Annotated in this window: 19 protein-coding genes and 1 tRNA gene; 14 read left to right on the forward strand and 6 right to left on the reverse strand. The window is 75.6% G+C overall.

Features of this window, described 5'->3' with window-relative positions:
- Positions 1-20 precede the first annotated feature (20 nt).
- Complete coding sequence (locus K8Z61_RS00605) at positions 21-272, reverse strand: DUF3263 domain-containing protein (RefSeq protein ID WP_224126135.1); 252 nt, start codon at positions 270-272, stop codon at positions 21-23.
- Between the two features lie 71 nt (positions 273-343).
- Entirely contained in the window at positions 344-928 is a 585-nt protein-coding gene (locus tag K8Z61_RS00610) for a TetR/AcrR family transcriptional regulator (RefSeq protein WP_224126136.1), read from the reverse strand.
- Positions 929-1,100: 172 nt separating this feature from the next.
- On the opposite strand from K8Z61_RS00610, the gene K8Z61_RS00615 reads away from it, so the two are divergent.
- From K8Z61_RS00615 to K8Z61_RS00660, 10 genes are all read left to right on the forward strand, one after another.
- A complete protein-coding gene (locus K8Z61_RS00615) occupies positions 1,101-2,552 on the forward strand; it encodes an aldehyde dehydrogenase family protein (protein ID WP_224126137.1) in 1,452 nt (483 codons plus the stop codon).
- Positions 2,553-2,678: 126 nt separating this feature from the next.
- The gene (locus K8Z61_RS00620) at positions 2,679-3,527 is read left to right on the forward strand and encodes an ABC transporter permease (protein WP_224126138.1); all 849 of its coding nucleotides are present in this window, start codon (positions 2,679-2,681) and stop codon (positions 3,525-3,527) included.
- 1 nt (position 3,528) lies between these two features.
- Positions 3,529-4,380 (forward strand): ABC transporter permease, encoded by an 852-nt coding sequence (locus K8Z61_RS00625; protein WP_224126139.1) that lies wholly within the window; start codon positions 3,529-3,531, stop codon positions 4,378-4,380.
- Between the two features lie 5 nt (positions 4,381-4,385).
- Positions 4,386-5,600, forward strand: a complete 1,215-nt coding sequence (locus K8Z61_RS00630) for an MCE family protein (protein WP_224126140.1) — start codon at positions 4,386-4,388, stop codon at positions 5,598-5,600.
- Entirely contained in the window at positions 5,597-6,634 is a 1,038-nt protein-coding gene (locus tag K8Z61_RS00635) for an MCE family protein (protein WP_224126141.1), read from the forward strand. Before K8Z61_RS00630 ends, K8Z61_RS00635 begins: the two co-directional genes overlap by 4 nt.
- Positions 6,631-7,647, forward strand: coding sequence for an MCE family protein (locus tag K8Z61_RS00640; protein ID WP_224126142.1), 1,017 nt, complete (start codon positions 6,631-6,633; stop codon positions 7,645-7,647). Before K8Z61_RS00635 ends, K8Z61_RS00640 begins: the two co-directional genes overlap by 4 nt.
- Complete coding sequence (locus K8Z61_RS00645; RefSeq protein ID WP_224126143.1) at positions 7,644-8,843, forward strand: MCE family protein; 1,200 nt, start codon at positions 7,644-7,646, stop codon at positions 8,841-8,843. Before K8Z61_RS00640 ends, K8Z61_RS00645 begins: the two co-directional genes overlap by 4 nt.
- Positions 8,840-10,120 carry an MCE family protein gene (locus K8Z61_RS00650; RefSeq protein WP_224126144.1) on the forward strand — a complete coding sequence of 427 codons (1,281 nt, stop codon included), beginning with the start codon at positions 8,840-8,842 and terminating at the stop codon, positions 10,118-10,120. Before K8Z61_RS00645 ends, K8Z61_RS00650 begins: the two co-directional genes overlap by 4 nt.
- Positions 10,117-11,415, forward strand: coding sequence for an MCE family protein (locus K8Z61_RS00655; RefSeq protein ID WP_224126145.1), 1,299 nt, complete (start codon positions 10,117-10,119; stop codon positions 11,413-11,415). Before K8Z61_RS00650 ends, K8Z61_RS00655 begins: the two co-directional genes overlap by 4 nt.
- Before the next feature lie 99 nt (positions 11,416-11,514).
- Complete coding sequence (locus tag K8Z61_RS00660) at positions 11,515-12,390, forward strand: collagen-like protein (RefSeq protein ID WP_224126146.1); 876 nt, start codon at positions 11,515-11,517, stop codon at positions 12,388-12,390.
- Between the two features lie 79 nt (positions 12,391-12,469).
- Here K8Z61_RS00660 and K8Z61_RS00665 read toward each other — a convergent pair whose 3' ends face one another.
- The 3 genes from K8Z61_RS00665 to K8Z61_RS00675 form a co-directional block, all read right to left on the reverse strand.
- A complete protein-coding gene (locus tag K8Z61_RS00665) occupies positions 12,470-12,619 on the reverse strand; it encodes a hypothetical protein (RefSeq protein WP_224126147.1) in 150 nt (49 codons plus the stop codon).
- A gap of 100 nt (positions 12,620-12,719) precedes the next feature.
- Positions 12,720-13,772: a sulfotransferase gene (locus K8Z61_RS00670; RefSeq protein ID WP_224126148.1), complete on the reverse strand. Its 1,053-nt coding sequence runs from the start codon at positions 13,770-13,772 to the stop codon at positions 12,720-12,722.
- A gap of 82 nt (positions 13,773-13,854) precedes the next feature.
- Positions 13,855-13,928, reverse strand: a tRNA-Arg gene (locus K8Z61_RS00675).
- A gap of 200 nt (positions 13,929-14,128) precedes the next feature.
- On the opposite strand from K8Z61_RS00675, the gene K8Z61_RS18715 reads away from it, so the two are divergent.
- Positions 14,129-14,260, forward strand: coding sequence for a hypothetical protein (locus tag K8Z61_RS18715; RefSeq protein ID WP_263430382.1), 132 nt, complete (start codon positions 14,129-14,131; stop codon positions 14,258-14,260).
- A 48-nt stretch (positions 14,261-14,308) separates the two neighbouring features.
- On the opposite strand, the gene K8Z61_RS00680 is transcribed toward K8Z61_RS18715, so the two are convergent.
- Positions 14,309-15,790, reverse strand: coding sequence for an aminopeptidase P family protein (locus tag K8Z61_RS00680; protein WP_224126149.1), 1,482 nt, complete (start codon positions 15,788-15,790; stop codon positions 14,309-14,311).
- Between the two features lie 92 nt (positions 15,791-15,882).
- Between K8Z61_RS00680 and K8Z61_RS00685 the strand changes: the two genes are divergently transcribed.
- From K8Z61_RS00685 to K8Z61_RS00695, 3 genes are all read left to right on the forward strand, one after another.
- Complete coding sequence (locus K8Z61_RS00685) at positions 15,883-17,007, forward strand: PrsW family intramembrane metalloprotease (RefSeq protein ID WP_224126150.1); 1,125 nt, start codon at positions 15,883-15,885, stop codon at positions 17,005-17,007.
- On the forward strand, positions 17,004-18,758 hold the full coding sequence (locus K8Z61_RS00690; protein ID WP_224126151.1) for a GTPase domain-containing protein: 1,755 nt from the start codon (positions 17,004-17,006) through the stop codon (positions 18,756-18,758). Before K8Z61_RS00685 ends, K8Z61_RS00690 begins: the two co-directional genes overlap by 4 nt.
- Before the next feature lie 94 nt (positions 18,759-18,852).
- Entirely contained in the window at positions 18,853-20,490 is a 1,638-nt protein-coding gene (locus K8Z61_RS00695; protein ID WP_224126152.1) for a GTPase, read from the forward strand.
- The last annotated feature ends 71 nt before the right edge of the window (positions 20,491-20,561 follow it).

Below are 20,561 nucleotides of genomic sequence, written 5' to 3' on the forward strand. Positions count from 1 at the left end.
GCCCGGGGTCGAGGGGTGGATCAGCCCCGGCGACGCTCGGCGCGCTCGCGCCGCCGGGCGTCGCGCTGCCGGCGCAGCCGCCGCACCAGCAGCGGCTCGGCGGCCTCGGCCTCGGGGCGGTCGATCAGCTCGCCGAGCAGCCGGTGGTAGGCCACCGGCTCGAGGCCGAACCGGGCGCGGACGGCCTCGTCGCGACCCTCGGCGTGCCGCCACCACTCCTGCTCGAAGGCGAGCACGTCGAGGTCGCGCGCGTCCAGGCCGGGGGTGGTCACCGGAGCAGGATGCCAACTGTCGCGGCCGCGCGTCGCATCGGCCCGCCGGCCGGACGTCGTCGGCGGGCGGCTCAGCGGACGGTCTCGGCCTCGTGCGCGAGCCGCCGGATCGCGCGCAGCGCCCAGGCGAGGGTGTCGGGATCCTGCACCGCGCCGAGCTGCTCGTGCCCGACCAGCAGCGCGAGCGCGGTCTGCGCGAGCCGGCGGGCGCGGGCGGGGTCGCCGGTGAGGTCGGCGAAGGCGGCGGCGGTGAGGTCGAGCCGGTCGCGGTCGGCGCGGTCGAGCACGCCGCGGACGCGCGGATCGACCCCCGCCCACACCCGGATGGCCGACTCGGCGCCGTGCCGCAGGTCGAGGGCGGCGGCGAGCAGCAGGTCGAGGCGGCGGGCGGGATCGGGCTCGTCGCGCAGCCGCTCGGCGGCCGCCAGCGTGCGCTCGGCGTACCAGTGCTCGAGGAGCGCGTCGGTGAAGGCCCGCCAGCCGGCGAAGGAGTGGTAGAACGCGCCGGTCGTGAGCCCCAGGCGCCGACACAGCCGCGTGAGCTTGAGGCCGCTGTAGCCCTCCTCGCCGAGCAGGTCGAGCGCGGCGTCGAAGAAGCGGCGCTGCTGCTCGGGCGTCTCGGCGACGGCGCGCGGGAGGGGATCGGGCGGGCTCATGGCCGTCGGAGTGTAGGTCCATCCGGACGCCGGGGGCAGCCCCTTGCGGACATCTCAGAACTGCAGTTACGGTCAGCCCGCTGTGACGCGGCCCACAGGGTCGTCCGCAGCCCGACGTCTGTCCACCGCACCCCGGGCGACGTCACCTCCTCCCCGAGATCCGAGGTCCCCCGTGAGCATCGACGTCCCCCCGGCCGCCGACACCGCCGACTCCGCCGCCGACTCCGCCGCAGACGTCCTCGCGGCCGCGCCGGCCGCCGGCCCGGACGCCCTGCGCGCCACCCACGAGCGGCTGCGCGCGACCTTCCGCACCGGACGCACCCGCTCCTACGAGTGGCGGCACCAGCAGCTGACCGCCCTGGGCCGCCTGGTCGAGGAGAACGAGGAGCGCATCGCGCAGGCGCTGCACGCCGACCTCGGACGCACCCCGGCCGAGGCCTGGCTCGGCGACCTCTCCTCGACGACCGCCGAGATCGAGTTCGCCCGCAAGCGGCTGCGCCGCTGGATGCGCCGACGTCGCACCGGGCTGCCGCTCAACCAGCGACCCGCGTCGGCCTGGATCCAGTACGACCCGCTCGGCACGGTGCTCGTCATCGGGCCGTGGAACTACCCGGTCTACCTCGTGCTCAGCCCGCTGGTGGCCGCGATCGCCGCCGGCAACTGCGCCGTCCTCAAGCCCTCCGAGCTGGCGCCGGCCTGCTCGGCGCTCATGGCCGAGCTGATCCCGGCCTACCTCGACTCCTCCGCGATCGCGGTGGTCGAGGGCGACGGCGAGACCACGCAGCAGCTGCTCGCCCTCGGCTTCGACCACGCGCTGTTCACCGGCGGCACCGAGGTCGGCCGGCACATCCTGGCGGGCGCGGCGGCCACCCTCACGCCGGTGACGCTCGAGCTGGGCGGCAAGAGCCCGGTCATCGTGCACCGCGACGCCGACCTCGAGGTCGCCGCCCGCCGCATCGCCTGGCTGAAGCTGATGAACTCCGGCCAGACCTGCATCGCGCCCGACTACGTCCTCGTCGACCGCGCGGTCGCCGACCGGTTCGTCGGCCTGCTCACCGCCACCCTCGCGGAGTTCACCGCCGACCGCGGCGCCGGCCTGCGCGTCGTCAACGAGCGTCAGCACGCGCGGCTCGTCGGCTGCCTCGAGCGCACCCGCGGCGAGATCGTCCTCGGCGGCACCAGCGACGCCGAGGCGCTGACCATCGCGCCCACCGTGGTCCTCGACCCCGCGCCCGACGACGCCGTGATGGCCGACGAGCTGTTCGGGCCGATCCTCCCGGTGCTGCGCTACACCGCGATCGACGACGCGATCGACCTGATCGAGCAGCGTCCCGCGCCCCTGGCGCTCTACTGCTTCACCGGCGACGCCGCCGTCCGCGAGCAGGTCGGTCGGGTCGCCGCGGGCGGCATCGTGTTCAACCACGTCGCCATGCACGTGCTCGCCCCGCAGCTGCCGTTCGGCGGCGTCGGCGAGAGCGGCATGGGCGCCTACCACGGCGAGTGGGGCTTCCAGACGCTCAGCCACCGCAAGCCGGTGCTGGTGAAGACCACCTGGCCCGACCCCCGCTTCGTCTACCCGCCCTACACCGACGCCGCGCTGCGGCTGATGCGTCGCCTCTTCTAGCGTCCGCCGCGCCCGAGCACCCGGACCGGCCTCCCCCCAGGCCGGTCCGGGCCCCGACCGCCCCGCGGTCGTCCCCAGCCACCCAGCCCCCGGGGGGGAGGGGCCACCACGTCGAGGGAGGACGCGATGGCCACCGTGCAGGCGCCCGCCGGCATGACGCCGCAGGCCACCGAGATCGCCCGGGAGGCGGTCCGCCGCGGCAACCCGCTGGCGATGCCCGGCCTGACCCGGCTCCTGGGCGTGCTCGGCGACTTCTACCGCTTCTGCGGCGTCACCTTCGTGCGCGCGCTCACCCGGCGGTTCCGGTTCGCGGAGTTCGTCGAGCAGGCCTGGTTCATCACCACGGTGTCGCTGCTCCCGGCCATGCTGGTCTCGATCCCGCTCTGCGTGATCATCATCTTCCAGGTCAACCAGCTGCTCATCCAGATCGGCGCGATCGACCTCGCCGGCGCGGGCGCGGCCGTCGCGGTCGTGCGCGAGATCGGGCCGATCGTCTCGGTGCTGGTCGTCGCCGGCGCCGGCGCCACGGCCATCTGCGCCGACCTCGGCTCGCGGAAGATCCGCGAGGAGATCGACGCCATGACGACGTTGGGCATCGACCCCATCGAGCGGCTGGTGGTGCCGCGGGTGGTGGCCTCGACGGTCGTCGGCGTCGCCCTCAACGGCGTCGTCTCGATCGTCGGCCTGGTCGGCGGGTACGTGTTCTCGGTACTGCTCCAGGGCGCCACCCCCGGGCTCTACCTCAGCGACCTGACGCTGCTCGTCGGGCTCAGCGACTTCGTCGCCTCCGAGCTCAAGGCCGCGGTCTTCGGCCTGCTCGCCGGGCTCACCGCCTGCTACCTCGGCCTCAACGCCAAGGGTGGGCCCAAGGGCGTGGGGGAGGCCGTCAACCAGACGGTCGTCTACGCGTTCATGCTGCTGTTCGCGGCCAACAGCGTCATCTCCACCGTGTTCCTGAACCTCAAGGGAGCCTGACATGGCCCTCCTCTCCGGCGACGGCCTCGCGGGCGCGGTGAGCGGCGCGCTCGGCGCGCCGACCCGCGCGCTGGGCCGGCTCGGCGGGCAGCTGCGCTTCCACGCCGGCGCCTACGCCCAGTTCCCGCGGGCCGCGCGCCGCTACCCCAAGGAGGTCGTCCGGCTGCTGGCCGAGGTGTCCCTCGGCTCGGGCGCGCTCGCGCTGATCGGCGGCACCGTGCTCGTCATCGGCTTCCTCACCGCCGCGTCCGGCATCGAGGTGGGCCTGCAGGCCTACACCACCTTCGGCAACATCGGGGTCTCGTCGCTCTCGGGCTTCTTCTCGGCGTACTTCAACACCCGCGAGGTCGCCCCGATCGTCGCCGGCATCGCCCTGACGGCCACCGTCGGCGCGGGCTTCACCGCCCAGATCGGCGCGATGCGCGTCTCGGAGGAGATCGACGCGCTGGAGGTCATGGCCGTCCCGCCGGTCGTGTACCTCGTCTCGACCCGGATCCTGGCCGGCCTGATCGCCGTCGTCCCGCTGTTCGCGACCGCCGTGATCATGTGCTTCCTGGCCACCAAGCTGGTGGTCACGGTCGGCTACGGCCAGGCGCCGGGCATCTACGAGCACTACTTCTCGACGTTCCTGATCCCCGGCGACCTCCTGCTCGCCCTGCTCAAGACGGTGCTGATGGCGCTGCTGGTGATCTCGGTCTGCTGCTACCAGGGCTTCCACGCCAGCGGCGGCCCGGCCGGCGTCGGGCGGGCGGTCGGCAGCGCGGTGCGCACGTCGCTGATCGCGATCATGGTCCTCGACCTCGCCTTCGGGCTCGCCGTCTGGGGCGGCCCGTCGGTGCACATCTCGGGATGAGCGCCGTGACCCGCCCCCGTCGTCCCGTCCTGCTGTCGCGCTCGGCCCGCGACGTCGGCTACGGCCTCGCCTTCGTGCTGCTTCTCGCGGGCCTGCTCGCCGGCACCGTCGTGCTCTACCGCGGCGACCTGCGCGACACCGTCGAGGTCACCGTCGTTTCCCCGCGCGCCGGCCTGACGCTGGCCACCGGCACCGCGGTCAAGGTGCGCGGGGTCGAGGTCGGCACGGTCGAGCGCATCGAGCCCGACGGCGACGGCGTGCGGCTGACGCTGGCGGTCGAGCGCGACCAGCTGGCCGACATCCCGGCCGACGTCACCGCGCAGATCGTCCCGCCGACGGCCTTCGGCGCGAAGTACGTGCAGCTCTCCGCCCCGGCCCGGCGCACCGTCGACACCCCGCTCGCCGCGGGCGACACCGTCCGCGCCGACCGCGTCACCGTCGAGATCGACCAGACCTTCCAACGGCTCACCGGCGTGCTCGACGCCGCGCGGCCCGCCCAGGTGAACGCCGCGCTCTCGGCCCTGGCGACGGCCCTCGACGGCCGCGGCGAGCGGATCGGACGCCTCGTCACCCGCCTCGACCGGTACGCCCGGGCCCTGCAGCCGAGCCTGCCGACGCTCGTCGACGACCTGCGCCGCGCCGATCGCGTCGCCCGGGTCTACGACCGGGCGCTGCCCGACCTGCTCGCCGCCGGCCAGGACGCCGGGACGACGGTGCGCACCCTGCAGCGGCAGGAGACCGCGCTGCGCGACCTGCTCACCGGGCTGCGGTCGTTCTCCGGCAGCACCGACGCCTTCGTCCGCGCGACCGGCCCCGGCCTGCGGCGCTCGCTCACCGAGCTCCGCTCGACCACGCGCATCCTGGCCCGCTACGCCCCCGAGCTGCCCTGCGTCATCGAGGGCGTCGCCTACAACAACGGCAAGCTCGAGACGGTGGTCGGCGGCCTCAACCCGGGCATCACGACCTTCACCCGGCTCCAGCCCGCGATCGGCTCCTACACCGCGCCGCGCGACGCCCTGCAGATCGGCGACACCCGCGGACCCAGCTGCTACGGCCTGCCGGTGCTCGGCGCCGACGAGCAGAACCCGCCGAACCCGCACTTCGTCATCGGCACCGACCCGTACGCCCGCACGCCGCAGACGCCGACCGAGGACGTCGCGACCACCTTCTTCGGCGCGCTCGCGGGCGTCCTGAACTTCGCCCCCGGAGGTGGACGATGAGCTCCCCGGTGCTGCGTCGGCGCCGCGCCGACCTGATCCGGCTGACGGTCTTCCTGGTGCTGGCCGGGCTGGTCACCGCCTACCTCGTCGTGGTGCTCGGCGACGTGCGGCCCGGCGAGCGCCGCGAGTACCGCGCGGTCTTCCGCGACGTCTCCGGCCTCGAGGTCGGCGACCAGGTGCGGGTCGCCAGCGTCGCCGTCGGGACGGTGCGCTCGGTGCGGGTGCGGCCCGACGCCACCGTCGAGGTCGCCTTCGACCTCGACGCCGACGTCACCCTCAACGACTCCACGACCGCCGCCGTGCGCTACCGCAACCTGATCGGCGACCGCTACGTCGAGCTCAAGCGTCCCCGCGCCGATGCGCCCGTCCTCGCCGCGGGCGCCACCATCCCGGCCAGCCGCACCCGCGCCGCGGTCGACCTCGACACCCTGCTCAACGGCTTCAAGCCGCTGTTCGCGGGCCTGAACCCGACCCAGATCAACGACCTGTCCGGCCAGCTGGTGGAGGTGCTCCAGGGCCAGCGCAGCGCCGTGACCCGCCTGGTCTCGACGATCGCCTCGCTCACCCCGGCCCTGGCCGACCGCGAGCAGCTGATCGGCTCGGTGGTCGGCAACCTCGACCGGGTCGTCGGCACCCTCGACGGCCGCCGTGACGCGCTGGGCGAGCTCATCGACCAGCTCGACGAGCTCTCCACCGGGTTGGCCCGCGACGACGACCGCCTGCTCGACGCCGCGGCACGCATCGACACCCTCGCCCGGCGGGGCACCGGCCTGGTCGACGGCGTCCGCCCCGACCTCACCCCGGTGCTCGAGAGCCTGGCCACCGGCTCGAGGCGGCTCAACGGCCAGGCCGACGAGCTCGACCGCGTGCTCAAGGAGCTGCCGCGACACTTCCTGCGGGTCTCCCAGACGGCCTCGTACGGCAACTTCTTCAACTTCTTCCTCTGCGGCGTGCGGCTGCGGCTGGCCGACCTCGGCGGGCAGCCGCTGCTCACCCCGTGGATCTACAGCGACCTCGAGAGGTGCCGCCGATGAGCCGCGCCCGGCGTCCGCGCCGCGACCGCCTCCGCGTCCCGACCCCCGTGCTCGGCCTGGTCGGCACGCTGCTGATCGTGGCGGTCGTGGTCGGCGCCATCCGCTTCGACTCCCTGCCGCTGGCCGATCGCGGCCGCGAGGTGCGCGTCGAGCTCGCCGAGGCCGGCGGCCTGCAGCCGGGCGACGACGTGGTGGTCTCGGGGGCGAAGGTCGGCACCGTGCGCGCGCTCGACCTGCGCGGCACCACGGTCGAGGCCACCCTGCGGATCGCCCAGGACGACCTGCGGCTCGGCGCGCAGACCCGCGCCAAGATCGTCACCATCACGCTGCTCGGCCAGGCCGCGCTCCAGCTGGTCCCGGCGGGGGAGGGCGAGCTCCGCGGGCCGATCCCGCGCGAGCGCACCACCTCGCCCTACGACGTCACCGCGGCGCTGAGCCAGCTCACCACCGAGACCGCGCAGATCGACGTCGACCAGCTGGCGTCCTCGCTGCAGCAGGTGTCCTCGGCGTTCGCCGACACCCCGGCCGAGGTCCGGCCCGCCCTGGAGGGCGTGGCGCGGCTCTCCCAGGTGATCTCCCGCAACGACGCGACGCTGCGACGCCTGCTCGCCCGCGCGGGCCGCGTCACCGCGGTGCTCGCCGACCGCGACGCCCAGGTCACCAGCCTGCTGCGCTCCGGGCAGGACCTCCTCGGCCAGCTGACGGCGCGCCGCGAGGTCGTCGACGCGCTGCTGGTCGACGCCACCCGCGTCTCCCGCTCCGTGCGCGCGCTGAGCGAGGAGAACACCGACGCGATCGGCCCGGCGCTCGACCAGCTCGACGCCGTGGTCGACGTGCTGCGCCGCAACCGCGCGCAGCTCGACGCCGCGCTCGACGGCGTCCGCGACTACGCCACGGCGTTCGGCGAGGCGGTCTCCACCGGCCCGTTCTTCGACGCCTACATCCAGAACCTCACCTCGCCCGCGACCCTGGCGCCGATCCTCTCGGCGATGCTCGAAGGAGGCGCCTCGTGAGCGGCCCCGTCACCGGCCCCGTCACCGTGCGCGTCGTCGAGCCGGACGCGCCCCGCCGCCGTCGGCTCCCGGCACGGGACGCCCTGCGGGCGCTCGGCCCGCGACGCCTGGTGCTCCTCGGCGTCGTCCTCGCGCTGGCCCTCGGCGGCCTCGCCCTGTGGCGGCACGACGACCGCACCACGATCACGGCCTACTTCAGCGGCACGACCGGCCTGTACGTCGGCGACCAGGTGCGCGTGCTGGGCGTGCACGTCGGCGACGTCACGGCGGTCGAGCCGGAGGGAGGCCGGGTGCGGGTCGAGCTCGCGGTCGAGTCCGACCGGCCGATCCCGGCAGACGCCAAGGCGGCCATCGTGGCGCCGAGCCTGGTCAGTGGCCGCTTCGTCCAGCTCGCGCCCGCCTACGACGGCGGCCCGCGGATGGCGGACGGGGCCGTCCTCGACACCGACCGCACCGCCGTGCCCGTCTCCTTCGACGAGGTCAAGCGGGAGCTCACCGATCTCGCCACCGCCCTGGGCCCCGACGGGCCGGTCGGACGCAGCGGCGCGCTCGCGCAGGCCATCGGCGCGGTCGACGCCAACCTCGGACGCGGCGGCGCCGCACGCCTGCGCACGTCGCTGAGCACGCTCCGCTCGGCGGCCGCCACCATCTCGGAGGGACGCGGCGACCTGTTCGCCACCATCCGCAACCTCGACGTCTTCACCCGCACGCTGCTGCGCTACGACGTCTCGGTGCGCGGCTTCACCACCAACCTGCGCTCGGCCAGCGACGTGCTCGCGCAGAACCGCACCCGCCTCACCACGGTCGTCCGCGAGCTCGAGCGGGCGCTGCGCTCGGTCGGCGCGCTCGCGCGCCGCCACGACGTGCGGCTCACCCGCGGCGTCCGCGACGCGGCCGACCTCTCGGCGACCCTGGCCGACAAGGCCGACGTGCTCGGCCAGATCCTGCACCTGGGGCCGCACGCCGTCGCCGACCTCTTCCTGGCCGTCGACAACCACGCGCTCACCGGACGCCTCGCCCTCGGCAACATCGACTCCACCGCCTCCCTCCTGTGCGGGCTCGTCCTCGGGGTGGGCGGCAGCGAGGGGCAGTGCCGGCAGGCCCTGGGCCCGCTGCTCGACGCTCTCGGCGTCTCGGCGGTGCCCGGCTCGGCCGCGGCGACCCAGCTCGGCTCCGGGAAGGGGCGGGCCCGATGAGCGCCCGCCGCGTCGGCCCCGGGTTCGTGGTCGCGCTCGTGCTGCTCGCCGTGGCGCTGAGCGGCTGCCGGCTGCACCCCGGCGACAACGTGCTGCCGGGGCAGACGGCCGTCGGCGGCGACGGCTACACCGTCACCGTCACCTTCGACCGGGTCGAGAACCTGGTCCCGAACTCCGCGGTCATGCGCGACGACGTCACGATCGGCACCGTCGCCGACATCGAGGTCCGCGACTGGCAGGCCCGCGTCACGCTCCGGCTCCTGAAGGACGTCGCGCTGCCCGCCAACGCCACCTTCGCGATCGGGCAGAAGACGCTGCTGGGCGCCCAGTTCGTCGAGGTGGCCGATCCGTCGCGGCCGCGAGGACGGCTGACGGCGGGCGCCGACGTCCCGGTGGCGCAGACCGGCGCGTACCCGGCCACCGAGCAGGTGCTGGGCGCGGCGTCGCTGCTGCTGAACAACGGCGGCCTGGCGCAGATCAGCACGATCACCGGCGAGCTCGGCCGCGCCCTCGACGGCCGCACCACCGACGTCCGCTCGGTGGTGCGCAGCCTCGACGCGCTGCTGGCCACCCTCGACCGCAACCGCACGCAGCTGATCAGCACGCTGGACTCCCTCGACCGGCTCTCGCGCACCCTGGTGCGCGGCGAGCCGCGGCTCGTCCGCGCGCTCGACCGGCTCGGTCCCGGCCTGGCCACCCTGAACCGCCAGCGCGACCTGCTGGTCGACGCGGTCACCCGCACCGGAGCGGCCAGCGTCGACGCCTCGCGCCTGATCGACGTCAACCAGCAGGCGCTGCTCGGCAACCTCGCCGACCTGCGGCCGGTGCTCGAGCGGATCAGCACGGTCGCCGACCAGATCCCCGAGGCGCTCAAGCTGGCGGTGAGCGTCCCGTTCCCGATCATGACCTCCGACCAGGCGCTCAAGGGCGACTACGCCAACCTCTTCGCCACGATCGACGTCTCGAACCGGGCGCTGGTCGAGAACTTCCTCCAGGCCGGCGCCGGCTCGCCGATCCGCGACGGCGGCGCCGGCGACCTCGACCAGGCCGGACTCGGCCAGCTGCTCGACCCGCCCACGCCGCCGCTGATCGGCGGGCTCCTCGGCGGAGCCGTCCAGGGCGTCACCGGCGGCCTGCTCGGCGGACTCGCCGGCGGAGCGAGCCCGTCCAGCCCGTCGCGCGGGCCGTCGACGGGCGGGTCCGCCCCGTCGCGGAGCCCCTCGCCCACACCGGGCGGCTGCGGCCTGCTCGGCCCCCTGCTCGGAGGCTGCCGATGATCCTCACCCGCTTCGTGCGCGGCCAGCTGGTCGTCTTCGCCGTCCTGGCCGCGGTGTCGCTGGCCTTCGTCGCGCTCGTCTACGGACGAGTGCCCGAGCGGGCCGGCCTCGGCCACTACGACGTCGCCGCCGACTTCGGCGACGCCAGCGGCCTCTACCCCCAGGCGAACGTCACCTACCGCGGCGTCACGGTCGGCCGGGTCACCTCCCTCGACCTGCGACCCGACGGCGTCCGCGTGCACATGCGGCTGAGCGACGACGCCCGGGTGCCCGCCGACGTGTCGGTGCAGCTGCACTCCACCAGCGCGATCGGCGAGCAGTACGTCGACCTCGTGCCCCCCGACGACCGCGGGCCGTACCTCGCCGACGGCGCGGTCGTGCCCCGCCGCCAGACGCGGCCGATGCCGCAGATCACCCCGGTGCTCGACCGGCTCGACCGGCTCCTGGCGTCCGTGCCGAGGGCCGCGACGACCCGCGTGCTCGACCAGGTCGACACCGGCCTCGGGGGCGCGGGCGACGACCTCGGCGGCCTCGTCGACGCCTCCGACGCGCTCCTGCAGACCGCGCAGAGCCGCCTGGACGACACCCGCTCCCTCATCGCGGCCGCCGACCCGACGCTGCGCACCCAGGAGGCGCTCGCGCCGCAGACCACCGCGGCGTCCTCCGCGCTGGCCGCCTTCACCCGCCAGCTCGCCGCGAGCGACGACGACCTCGGTCGGCTGCTCGGCACGTCGCCGGGCTCGCTGGCGTCGGTGCGCACGCTGCTGGACGGGCTGCGGCCGACCCTGCCGACCCTGCTGGCCAACCTCGGCACCGTCGGCGAGCCGCTCACCGACTACCAGCGCAACCTCCAGCAGCTGGCCGTCGTGTACCCGGCGCTGACGGCCAAGACCCAGGAGGCGCTCTTCCCGCGGGCGAGCGTGGGCGACGCCCGGCTCGACCTGCGCGTCGAGTTCAACGACCCCGGGTCGTGCATCGCCGGCTACACCGCACCCGCCGCCCGGCGCTCGCCGTCCGATCTCAGCAGCCGCCGGCCCCCGGCACAGCAGTACTGCCGCCTGCCCGCCGACGCGCCGCAGGGCGTCCGCGGCAGTCGCAACGCACCGTGCCCGAACTCCTCGGCCCGCGGCGCGACGCCGGAGGCCTGCGGTCTGCGGTACGGGGGAGCGACGCGGCGCGGACTCGCCCAGACCCCGATCGCGGCGGCTCCGGGAGCGTCGGCCGAGGACCGCTCGGCGATCCTCGTCGTCACCGGCCTGATCGCCCAGATCACGCAGCTGCTGACCGGACGCTGAGGCGCGGGCGTCCAGGATGTGATCTAGACCATCCGCGGGCCGATCGGCGACGAAGCAGGAGCACCCCCTTCATCACCCATCGATCCCGGAGGCTCCCGCATGTCCCGCAACCCCTTCCGTCGTGTCCCGCGCCCCAGCGCGCCGCTCGTCCTCTCCTTCGCCGCCCTCGTGGTCGCGAGCACCGGCACGTCCTACGCGGCCGGCCTGATCGGCTCGGAGGACGTCCGCAACAACTCGCTCACCACCAGCGACATCAAGGACCGCTCGCTGCTCGCGCGCGACTTCGCCTACGGCGAGCTCCCGCGCGGTCCCCGGGGCGCCACGGGCGCCACCGGCGCTGACGGCGCGACGGGCCCCGCCGGTCCGCAGGGTGCCACGGGCGCGGCCGGCGCCGACGGCGCGACGGGTCCCGCGGGCGCGACGGGCCCCGCCGGTCCGCAGGGCGCCACGGGTCCTGCCGGTGCCACCGGCCCCACGGGCGCGGCCGGCGCGGGCCGCTGGGTCCTCATCGGTCGGGACGGCGCGATCGTCGCGCAGTCGGGCGGCTTCTCCGTCGTGGCGGCCTACCCCGTGCTGCCCAACACCGCCACCGGCGGTGCCCCGGACAACTCGCTGCGCGCGAACGGCAACGTCTACATCGACACCGGCGAGGACCTCTCGAACAACGGCATCCAGGTCTCGCTGGCGCTGCAGAACACGATCGACCAGAACGCCGACGGCGTCATGAACGGTCGGGCCGCGGGCGCGGACGCCAACCCGGAGTTCTCCGGCGAGATCACCACCAGCCTGTGCAACTACACGACGCCGACCCCGCCCTACGCGATCCCGACCAACTGCGCCCCGTCCGGTGCGCAGAACAACCGCAGCTTCGTGGTCTCCCCGCGGCTCAGCGACGGCAGCGTCACCACCGACGCGAACCGCAAGGCGTTCTACGTGATCATCACCGGCGACTCCAGCGACCGCGTGCTGCGCTGACACCGAGCCCCGACGCGGCGACGGCGCCGTCCCTCCGGTGAGGGGCGGCGCCGTCGTGCGTCGCGGGCGCGACGGTGGATCAGCGGGGTCGGCGGGCGCCGATCTCCCACGGGCCGGGCGCGGGCGCGCCGGTGAGCGCGCGGGCGACCAGGACGCGAGCCCGCAGCAGCACGTCGGCGGGACGCGGCGCGGCGGTCAGTCGGGGGTCGTGCAGGGGGACGGTGGTCATCGGGAAGGCCCTCGGGTCGGGAGCGGTCGGAGTGGCGGGACCCCACCGATGCCCGGGCCGCGGGCCGGTGAAACCGTGGCCACCCCGCCGGGCGAATCGCTCAGCGCGCGCCCGGCCGTCGCCGGGCTGCGAGCTCCCCGAGCCGCCGCCGCGCGGCGGGTCCGGCATGCCGCGGGCGCAGCGTCTCGGCACGCACGCGCAGCCGCGCGGAGCCGCGCTGCGCGAGCAGGCGCAGCGCCTGCTGCTCGGCGGCGAGGCGGGACGACGCCGTGAGCCCGGCGGCCCGGTCGTACAGGTCGGCGTAGCGCACGGCGAGCGCGTCGAGGGCCCCGTGGACCTGCGGATCCTCCGGGGTGCCGGGGCGGGCGAGGGTCTCGAGCGCCGCGTGCACCTCCTCGGTGATCGTGCGCAGCCCGTCGGGCAGGTCGAGGTCGGCCAGGCGGGTGCGCTCCCGGTCGAGGGCGGGGTCGATCAGATCTCGGAGGAGCGGGCCGGCGGTCGGCCCCGCGCGGTCGAGCAGCCCGAGCCCGAGCCGATCGTCGATCCGGGCGAGCGTCGCCCGCGGATCCGCGAGGAGATCCGGGTACCGCACCAGCACCCGGCGGGGACGGCCCGGGCCCGGGCGGGTCGCCCGCTCCGCGTGCAGCATCTGGTTGACCCAGCCGCCGATCAGGTGCGCCGGCTCGGCGGCGCGGAAGTGGCGGCCCATCGACGCGGCGCTCGGCGCCGGATCACGCACCATCAGCGCGAACGAGGGCGTCGCTCCGGCCCGCGCCGCGCTGCGGAGCCAGTGGTCGACGAACCACGTCAGCTGGGGGTCCTTGACGACCACCACGTCCGAGTCCACCTCGATCCGCGCGAGGCGGCGGGCGACCCGGCGCTCGTGGCCCCCTCCGACGGCCGCCCGCGCGGCTCGGATCCCGGCGTCCGGTCGCGCATCGCCGTGCACGACGCCGGCGCGGCGCAGCAGCACGTCGTGGTGCCGCACGATCCACACGGTCTCGCCGAAGCCGCGCGGATTGGCCTCCGTCGGGGGCCGGGCCGGGGGCGGCACCGCGGCCCCCAGCGCCTGCAGGGCCATGGTCAGGGCCGAGGTGCCGCTGCGGCCCGATCCGGGCACCAGCACCAGGCGGGGACCCGTCGGTGATGGCACGATCGCAGGCTAGGCCACCGCAGCCCCGACCCCGCAGGTCGTCCAGCGTGAGCACGGCCCGGGAACGGTGACCGGCGTCCGGCGCCCCCGGCAGGATTCGAACCTGCGACCGGCGGATTAGAAGGCCGCTGCTCTATCCAGCTGAGCTACGGAGGCGGGTCGTCCCGGTGGCCGGGACGAGCGAACCCTAGCGCGGTGGCCGGGCCGGGGCGCGGCCGCCGGTGGTCCAGCCCAGTCCCGAGACCTCGGTCACACGCATCGCGTCGCACCATCCGCCAGTCGCGCGCGTCGCCTAGGGTCTGGTTACCCCTGAGTAGGGGTGGCCGCACTGGGGAGCGCGGCCGGGGAGGAGAGTCATGCAGGAGATCGACGTCCTGGAGCCGGCGGCCGAGTCCGCCGTCCCGCCGGCGCCCGCGCTCGAGGTCGACGACGTCGTCGCCCTGCTGCGCGAGCTCGCGGTCGTCCGCCGCGGCGGCGCCGCGCTCTGATCGCCGCCGCAGGCGCGGCGGCGTCACGCCGGGGACGGGCCGCGCGGGTCAGCCGATCAGGTCGCCCATCCAGGCCTCGACGTCGTCGGCCGTGCGCGGGAGCGCGGCCGAGAGGTTCCGGCTGCCGTCCTCGGTGACCAGGATGTCGTCCTCGATCCGGATGCCGATGCCGCGCAGTTCCTCGGGCACCAGCAGGTCGTCGGCCTGGAAGTACAGACCGGGCTCCACGGTGAGCACCATGCCCGCGGCGAGGTCGCCGCGCGGGTAGACGTCGAGGGCGGCCCGGCCGCAGTCGTGGACGTCCATGCCGAGCATGTGGCTGGTGCCGTGGAGGGTCCAGCGGGCGTAGACCTTCGACTCGGGGTCGAGGGCCTCCTGTGCCGAGACCGGCAGCAGGCCGAGGTCCTCCAGGCCGTGGGCCAGCACCTCCATCGCGGCCTCGTGCGCGGCCAGGAAGCGGGCGCCGGGACGCACCGCCGCGATGCCGGCCTCCTGGGCGGCGAGCACGAGCTCGTAGAGCCGTCGCTGCAGCGGCGTGAACGTGCCCGAGACGGGGAGGGTGCGGGTGACGTCGGCGGTGTAGAGCTCGCGGTTCTCCACGCCCATGTCGAGCAGCGCCAGCTGCCCGGGGACGATCGGCCCGGTGTTGTCGATCCAGTGCAGCGTGGTGGCGTGGGCGCCGCCGGCGGCGATCGAGTCGTAGCCCAGGTCGTTGCCCATGGCCCGGGCGCGCCGGAAGAAGGTGCCCTCGATCCAGCGCTCCCCGAACTCCAGCACGCGCGGCCACTCCCGGACGACGTCCTCGAAGCCGAGGGTGGTGATGTCGCAGGCCTCCTGGAGCTGGCCGACCTCCCACTCGTCCTTCACCAGCCGCAGCTCCGAGGCGACGCGCGCCAGCTCGTCGTCCTGCCCGGCGTCGGGCGCCAGCAGCGCGTCGACGCCGGCGTCGACGCCCCGGTGCACCCGCGTCTTCGGGCCCGAGCGCAGGTCGTCGGCGAGCCGGTCGAGGTGGCGGACCTCCAGCCCGAGGGCGTCGGAGATCTCCTGCGCGCTGGGCCGGCGTCCGGCCCACAGCTCGCCGTACTGCCGGTCGCGGAAGAACTCGTCGGTCTCGCGCGAGGCCCGCGGACGCGCGTAGAGGACGTGCTCGTCGTCGTGGACGACCAGCACGGCGTCGGAGGTCTGGTTGCCACTGAGGTGGGTGTGCGCGGTGTCGGGTCGGAAGCGGTAGTCGGTGTCGTTGGAGCGCACCTTGAACGTGCCCGCGGGCAGCACCAGCCGCTCGCCGGGGAACGCCGCGGCGAGGGCGGCGCGACGACGGGCGGCCGGCCCGGCGACCTCGCGCCGGGGCAGGTCGAGCTCGCGATCGCCCCAGCCGGTGCGCATGAAGGCCGCGTAGGCGGCCGGGACGGCGGGGTCGTGGGACTCGGTGCGCGGCTCCTCGGCCGCGGTGGCGGCGTCGGTGGAGGCGGCGGTGACGGCGGCGTCGTCGGCGGTGGCCGGGACGGCGTCGGGGCTCTCGGCGGTCATGCTCGCCACCCTACGTCCGGTCGACGTCGGGTCGCCGTCCGTGCGGCGGCGCGAGCGAGGGGCGCCCCGGGCGCTGCCGCTAGGGTCGGCGCATGTCCGCCGGCCGCGTCTCCAGCCTGGCCTTCACCGTGACGGTGTCGGTCGCCGTGGGACTCGGCGCCCTCGGCATGCTGGCGGTGCTGGCGCTCTCGGGCGCCCCCGGCACGCTCTTCCTGGCCACCGCGCTGGCGGCGCTCCCCGTCGTCCCGCTCGTCGCCTGCTACCTGTGGCTGGATCGCTACGAGCCCGAGCCGCGCGCGCTGCTCGCCGCCGGCCTGCTGTGGGGCGGCTTCGTGGCCACGGCGGCCGCCCTGGTGATCCAGGGCATCGGGGGGCTGTTCGTCGGGGTCGGCGACGACGCCTCCCTGGCCGTGGTCGCCCCGGTCACCGAGGAGCTCAGCAAGGGCCTCTTCCTCGTCCTGCTGCTGTGGTGGCGGCGCGACGAGCTCGACGGCGTGCTCGACGGCATCGTCTACGCGGGCATGGTCGGCATCGGCTTCGCCTTCGTCGAGAACATCCTCTACCTCGCCGCGGCCTACGACGGCACGGACGGCACGGGACCGGGCGGCACCACCGCGCTCACCACGACGTTCGTCCTGCGCTGCCTGCTCAGCCCCTTCGCGCACCCGCTCTTCACCACCTTCACCGGCATCGGCGTCGGACTGGCGATCGCCAGCCGCTCCGGCGCCGTGCGGGTGCTCGCGCCGCTCGGCGGCTACGCGCTCGCGGTGCTGGCGCACGGGCTGTGGAACGGCTCGACCCTCGTCGGCGGCGGCAGCGGCTTCCTCGTCGTCTACGTCGTCCTGGCCCTGCCGGCGCTGGCCGCGCTCGTCGCCCTCGCGCTCTGGATGCGCCGCTCCGAGCGGCGCATGCTGGCCGCCGCCCTCGCCGACGCCGCGTCCCGCGGCCTGCTGCCGGCCAGCGACATCCCCTGGCTGGTCGACCTGCGCGCCCGGCGAGTGGCGCGTCGGCACGCCCGCGCGGGCGGCGGCCGCGCGGCCGAGCAGGCCATGCGCGCCTACCAACAGGCTGCGATCGAGCTCGGTTTCCTGCATCATCGCTTCCTGCGCGGCACCCCGCCGCCGGACTTCGCCGCCCGCGGCCAGGCCTACGTCGCCCGGATCGGCTCCGTCCGACCCCGCATCGCCCTTCCCGGACAGGTGGTCCCGACCCGATGACAGCCAGCCACGACGGGCCGTCGTCGACCTCCTCCGAGCAGCGCGACGCCCAGATGCTCACCGCGCTCGTCCGGTTGCGCGGCGCCCTCCAGGCCGCCGTGCTCCCGCTCGACCTGCCCGGCGTCGAGCAGCTGCGCTCCTCGCGCTCCTCGATGGTCGAGCAGCTCGAGGACTACGTGATCCCGCGCGTGATGACCGTCGAGGCCCCGCTGGTGGCGGTCGTCGGCGGCTCCACCGGGGCCGGCAAGTCGACCCTGGTGAACTCGCTGGTGGGGGAGCGGGTCACGATCCCCGGCCTGCTGCGCCCTACGACGCGATCCGCGGTGCTCGTGCACCACCCCGACGACGCCTCGTGGTTCGGCCAGGACCGCCTCCTGCCCGGCCTGCGCCGCGTCGACCACCCGACCGACGACCCCGAGGCGCTGCAGCTGGTGCCCTCGACCCTGATGCCGCAGGGCCTGGCGCTGGTCGACGCCCCCGACGTCGACTCCGTCGAGCAGCGCAACCGCGAGCTCGCGGGGCAGCTGCTCGCGGCCGCCGACCTCTGGCTCTTCGTCACCTCCGCGGCCCGCTACGCCGACCAGGTGCCCTGGCAGCACCTGCGGGGCGCGGCCGATCGCGCCACGGCGGTCGCCGTCGTGCTCGACCGCACGCCGGTCGAGGCGGTCGAGACCGTGGCCACGCACCTCGCGCGCATGCTCGCCTCCCGCGGGCTCAAGGACTCCCCGATCTTCGTCGTGCACGAGGGCCCGATCGACGAGCAGGGCCTGCTCCCGGCGGAGCACGTCGCCGACGTGCGGGGCTGGATCGACGCCCTCGCCGCCGACCCGGGCGGCCGCAGCGTCGTGGTCAAGCAGACGCTCGAGGGCGCGATCCGGGCGATGACCCATCACGCCTACCCGCTGGTCGAGGGCGTCGGCGAGCAGCAGCGCGCCATCGCCGACCTGCGCGACGACGTCGCGTCGGCCTTCGACGCCGCCCACGAGGCCGGCCTGCGCAGCGCCACCGACGGCTCGCTCCTGCGCGGCGAGGTGCTGGCGCTGTGGCAGGACGTCGTCGGCACCGGCGAGCTGCTGCGCTCGCTCGACAACCGCGTGGGCTGGCTGCGCGAGCGCGTCGTCGGCGCGGTGCGGGGCAAGCCGCAGCAGGCCGAGCGGGTCGTCCTGGCCGTCGAGTCCGCGATCGAGCTGCTGGTGCTCGAGCAGGCCGAGCGCGCCGCCGGCACCGTCGCCGCCGCCTGGGCCGAGCGTCCGGGCGGGCCGGGGCTCCTGGCCGCCGGGTCCGACCTCGGCCGGGCCTCGCGCGACCTGCGCCGCCGCGCCGAGGCCGCCGTCCGACGCTGGCAGGGCGAGATGGCCGAGCTGGTGGCCGCCGACGACGCCGAGCGCCGCACCGCCCGCTACCTCGCCTTCGGCCAGACCGGCCTGGCCGTCGCGCTGATGATCCAGATCGTCGGACACGACGTCCCGCGTGCGTCGGCCGCGGGGACGCCGACCACCTCGGTGGCCGCCGCCGACTCCCTCGCGCTGGGCCGGCAGCTGCTCGACGCCGTGCTCGGGCCGGCCGCGGTCGACCGGATGATCGCGACGGGCGTCGGCTCGCTGCGCTCGCTGGTGCGCGAGCTGATCGAGTCCGAGACCGTGCGGTTCGGCGAGGTGCTCCTCGGCGTCACCCTGCCCGCCGACGCCGCCGACCAGCTGCGCGAGGCGGCCCGCCGCGTCGACGACGCCCGCTTCGCCTCCGCGCGCTGACGGGCGCACCGCTCGCGTCGGTCGCGCGCCCGGACACTAAGGTGACCCCGAGCGCGCGTCGGCGCGTCCCTTCCCCGGAGCGTGAGAGAGAGCGATGACGTCCCTGCAGGAGGCGACCCGCACGCTGGTCACCCGCGGCACCGAGCTCGGTGCGCGCATCGACGGACTGATCGCCGCCGTGGAGGCCTCCCGGGGCCGTGCTCCCGACGCGCTGCTCGACGACGCCGCCACGGTCGTCGGGCGGGCCGCGTCCCGGCTCCGGCTCTCCTCCGACCACACCGTCGTCGCGATCGCGGGAGCCACGGGCTCGGGGAAGTCGTCGACCTTCAACGCGCTGACCGGGCTGGAGCTCTCGGCCGTCGGCGTGCGCCGTCCGACCACCTCATGGGCCACCGCGTGCATCTGGGGTGCCGAGGGGGCCGAGGAGGTCCTGGAGTGGCTCGGCATCCCGCCGCGTCACCAGACCACCCGCGACTCCATGCTCGACACCCGCCGCGAGACCCACGCGCTCGACGGCGTCGTGCTGCTCGACCTGCCCGACCACGACTCCACCGAGGTCTCGCACCACCTCGAGGTCGACCGGCTCGTCGGCTTGGCCGACCTGCTCATCTGGGTGCTCGACCCGCAGAAGTACGCCGACGCCGCGATCCACGACCGCTACCTCGCGCCGATGCGCGAGCACGCGGAGGTGATGGTCGTCGTGCTTAACCACATCGACACCGTGCCGGAGGACCGCCGCCAGTCGATGCTCGACGACGTCCGTCGGCTCGTCGACGCCGACGGACTCACCGGGGTGCCGGTGATCGCCATCTCGGCCCGGCAGGGCACGGGGCTCGACGAGCTCCGCGCCCGCATCGAGGCCCGCGTCGCCGACAAGCAGCTCACCCGCGACCGGCTGGAGGCCGATCTCCGCGACGTCGCCGAGCGGCTCGACGGCGCGACCGGCGCACCGACCGGACGCGGCCTCGACGCCGCCCGGGTCGGCGCGGCCGACGCCGCGCTCGCCGAGGCCGCCGGCGTCCCGGTGCTGGTCGACGCCGTGCGCCGCTCCCACGAGGCCCGCGTGCGCCGGGCGGTCGGCTGGCCGCTGGTGGCCTGGACTGGCCGGCTGCGCCAGGACCCGCTCAAGCGCCTCCAGACCGAGCTCGACCTCGGTGAGGCCGGCGGTCGGCTCTCGGGCTCCGCGGCCAGCGTGCCCGCGGCCGCGGGCGTCGCTGGGGGCCGGGTCGACGCCGAGGTGCGCGGTCTGGTCGACGACGCCGCCCGCGGGCTCGGCAGCGGCTGGGCGGCACGGCTGCAGCAGCTCGGCGCCGAGGCGCTCCCGGGTCTCGCACCGCGGCTCGAGCGCGCCGTCGGCGGCGTCGACCTCGAGGCCGCGCGCCTGCCCGGATGGGCGCAGGGCGTCCGCGCCGTGCAGTGGCTGCTCCTCCTCGGCGCGCTCGGCTCCCTGGCGTGGGGCCTGACGGGCGCGGCGTCCGACGGCCTGCCAGGCGTCGGCCCCCTCTCGCTGCCGTTCGCGCTGGCCATCGGGCTGCTCGTCGTCGGGCTGGTCCTCGGACTCGTCTGCGGCGGCCGGGCCTCCGGCGCCGCCGACGAGCGTGCCGGCGCCGCCGACGAGCGGCTGCGGGCCGCGGTGGCGGAGGTCGACCGCGAGCTCGTCACCGGCCCCCTGCAGGACGAGCTCGCGCGTCACGCCGGCGTGCGCGAGGCGCTCGGGCGCACCCTGCGCTGAGGTCGTCCGACGGTCGCCGGCCGGTCCTCGGCGGTCGCCGCCGGTCGTCCACAGGCACCCGCTCGACGCGC

Source organism: Nocardioides sp. TRM66260-LWL (genome assembly GCF_020075545.1).
Taxonomy (GTDB): domain Bacteria; phylum Actinomycetota; class Actinomycetes; order Propionibacteriales; family Nocardioidaceae; genus Nocardioides.

Coding starts and splice junctions, on each gene's coding strand:
- K8Z61_RS00610 (WP_224126136.1), bottom strand. CDS start 928: ATGAGCCCGCCCGATCCCCTCCCGCGCGCCGTCGCCGAGACGCCCGAG.
- K8Z61_RS00620 (WP_224126138.1), top strand. CDS start 2,679: ATGGCCACCGTGCAGGCGCCCGCCGGCATGACGCCGCAGGCCACCGAG.
- K8Z61_RS00625 (WP_224126139.1), top strand. CDS start 3,529: ATGGCCCTCCTCTCCGGCGACGGCCTCGCGGGCGCGGTGAGCGGCGCG.
- K8Z61_RS00635 (WP_224126141.1), top strand. CDS start 5,597: ATGAGCTCCCCGGTGCTGCGTCGGCGCCGCGCCGACCTGATCCGGCTG.
- K8Z61_RS00640 (WP_224126142.1), top strand. CDS start 6,631: ATGAGCCGCGCCCGGCGTCCGCGCCGCGACCGCCTCCGCGTCCCGACC.
- K8Z61_RS00650 (WP_224126144.1), top strand. CDS start 8,840: ATGAGCGCCCGCCGCGTCGGCCCCGGGTTCGTGGTCGCGCTCGTGCTG.
- K8Z61_RS00655 (WP_224126145.1), top strand. CDS start 10,117: ATGATCCTCACCCGCTTCGTGCGCGGCCAGCTGGTCGTCTTCGCCGTC.
- K8Z61_RS00660 (WP_224126146.1), top strand. CDS start 11,515: ATGTCCCGCAACCCCTTCCGTCGTGTCCCGCGCCCCAGCGCGCCGCTC.
- K8Z61_RS00665 (WP_224126147.1), bottom strand. CDS start 12,619: ATGACCACCGTCCCCCTGCACGACCCCCGACTGACCGCCGCGCCGCGT.
- K8Z61_RS18715 (WP_263430382.1), top strand. CDS start 14,129: ATGCAGGAGATCGACGTCCTGGAGCCGGCGGCCGAGTCCGCCGTCCCG.
- K8Z61_RS00680 (WP_224126149.1), bottom strand. CDS start 15,790: ATGACCGCCGAGAGCCCCGACGCCGTCCCGGCCACCGCCGACGACGCC.
- K8Z61_RS00685 (WP_224126150.1), top strand. CDS start 15,883: ATGTCCGCCGGCCGCGTCTCCAGCCTGGCCTTCACCGTGACGGTGTCG.
- K8Z61_RS00690 (WP_224126151.1), top strand. CDS start 17,004: ATGACAGCCAGCCACGACGGGCCGTCGTCGACCTCCTCCGAGCAGCGC.
- K8Z61_RS00695 (WP_224126152.1), top strand. CDS start 18,853: ATGACGTCCCTGCAGGAGGCGACCCGCACGCTGGTCACCCGCGGCACC.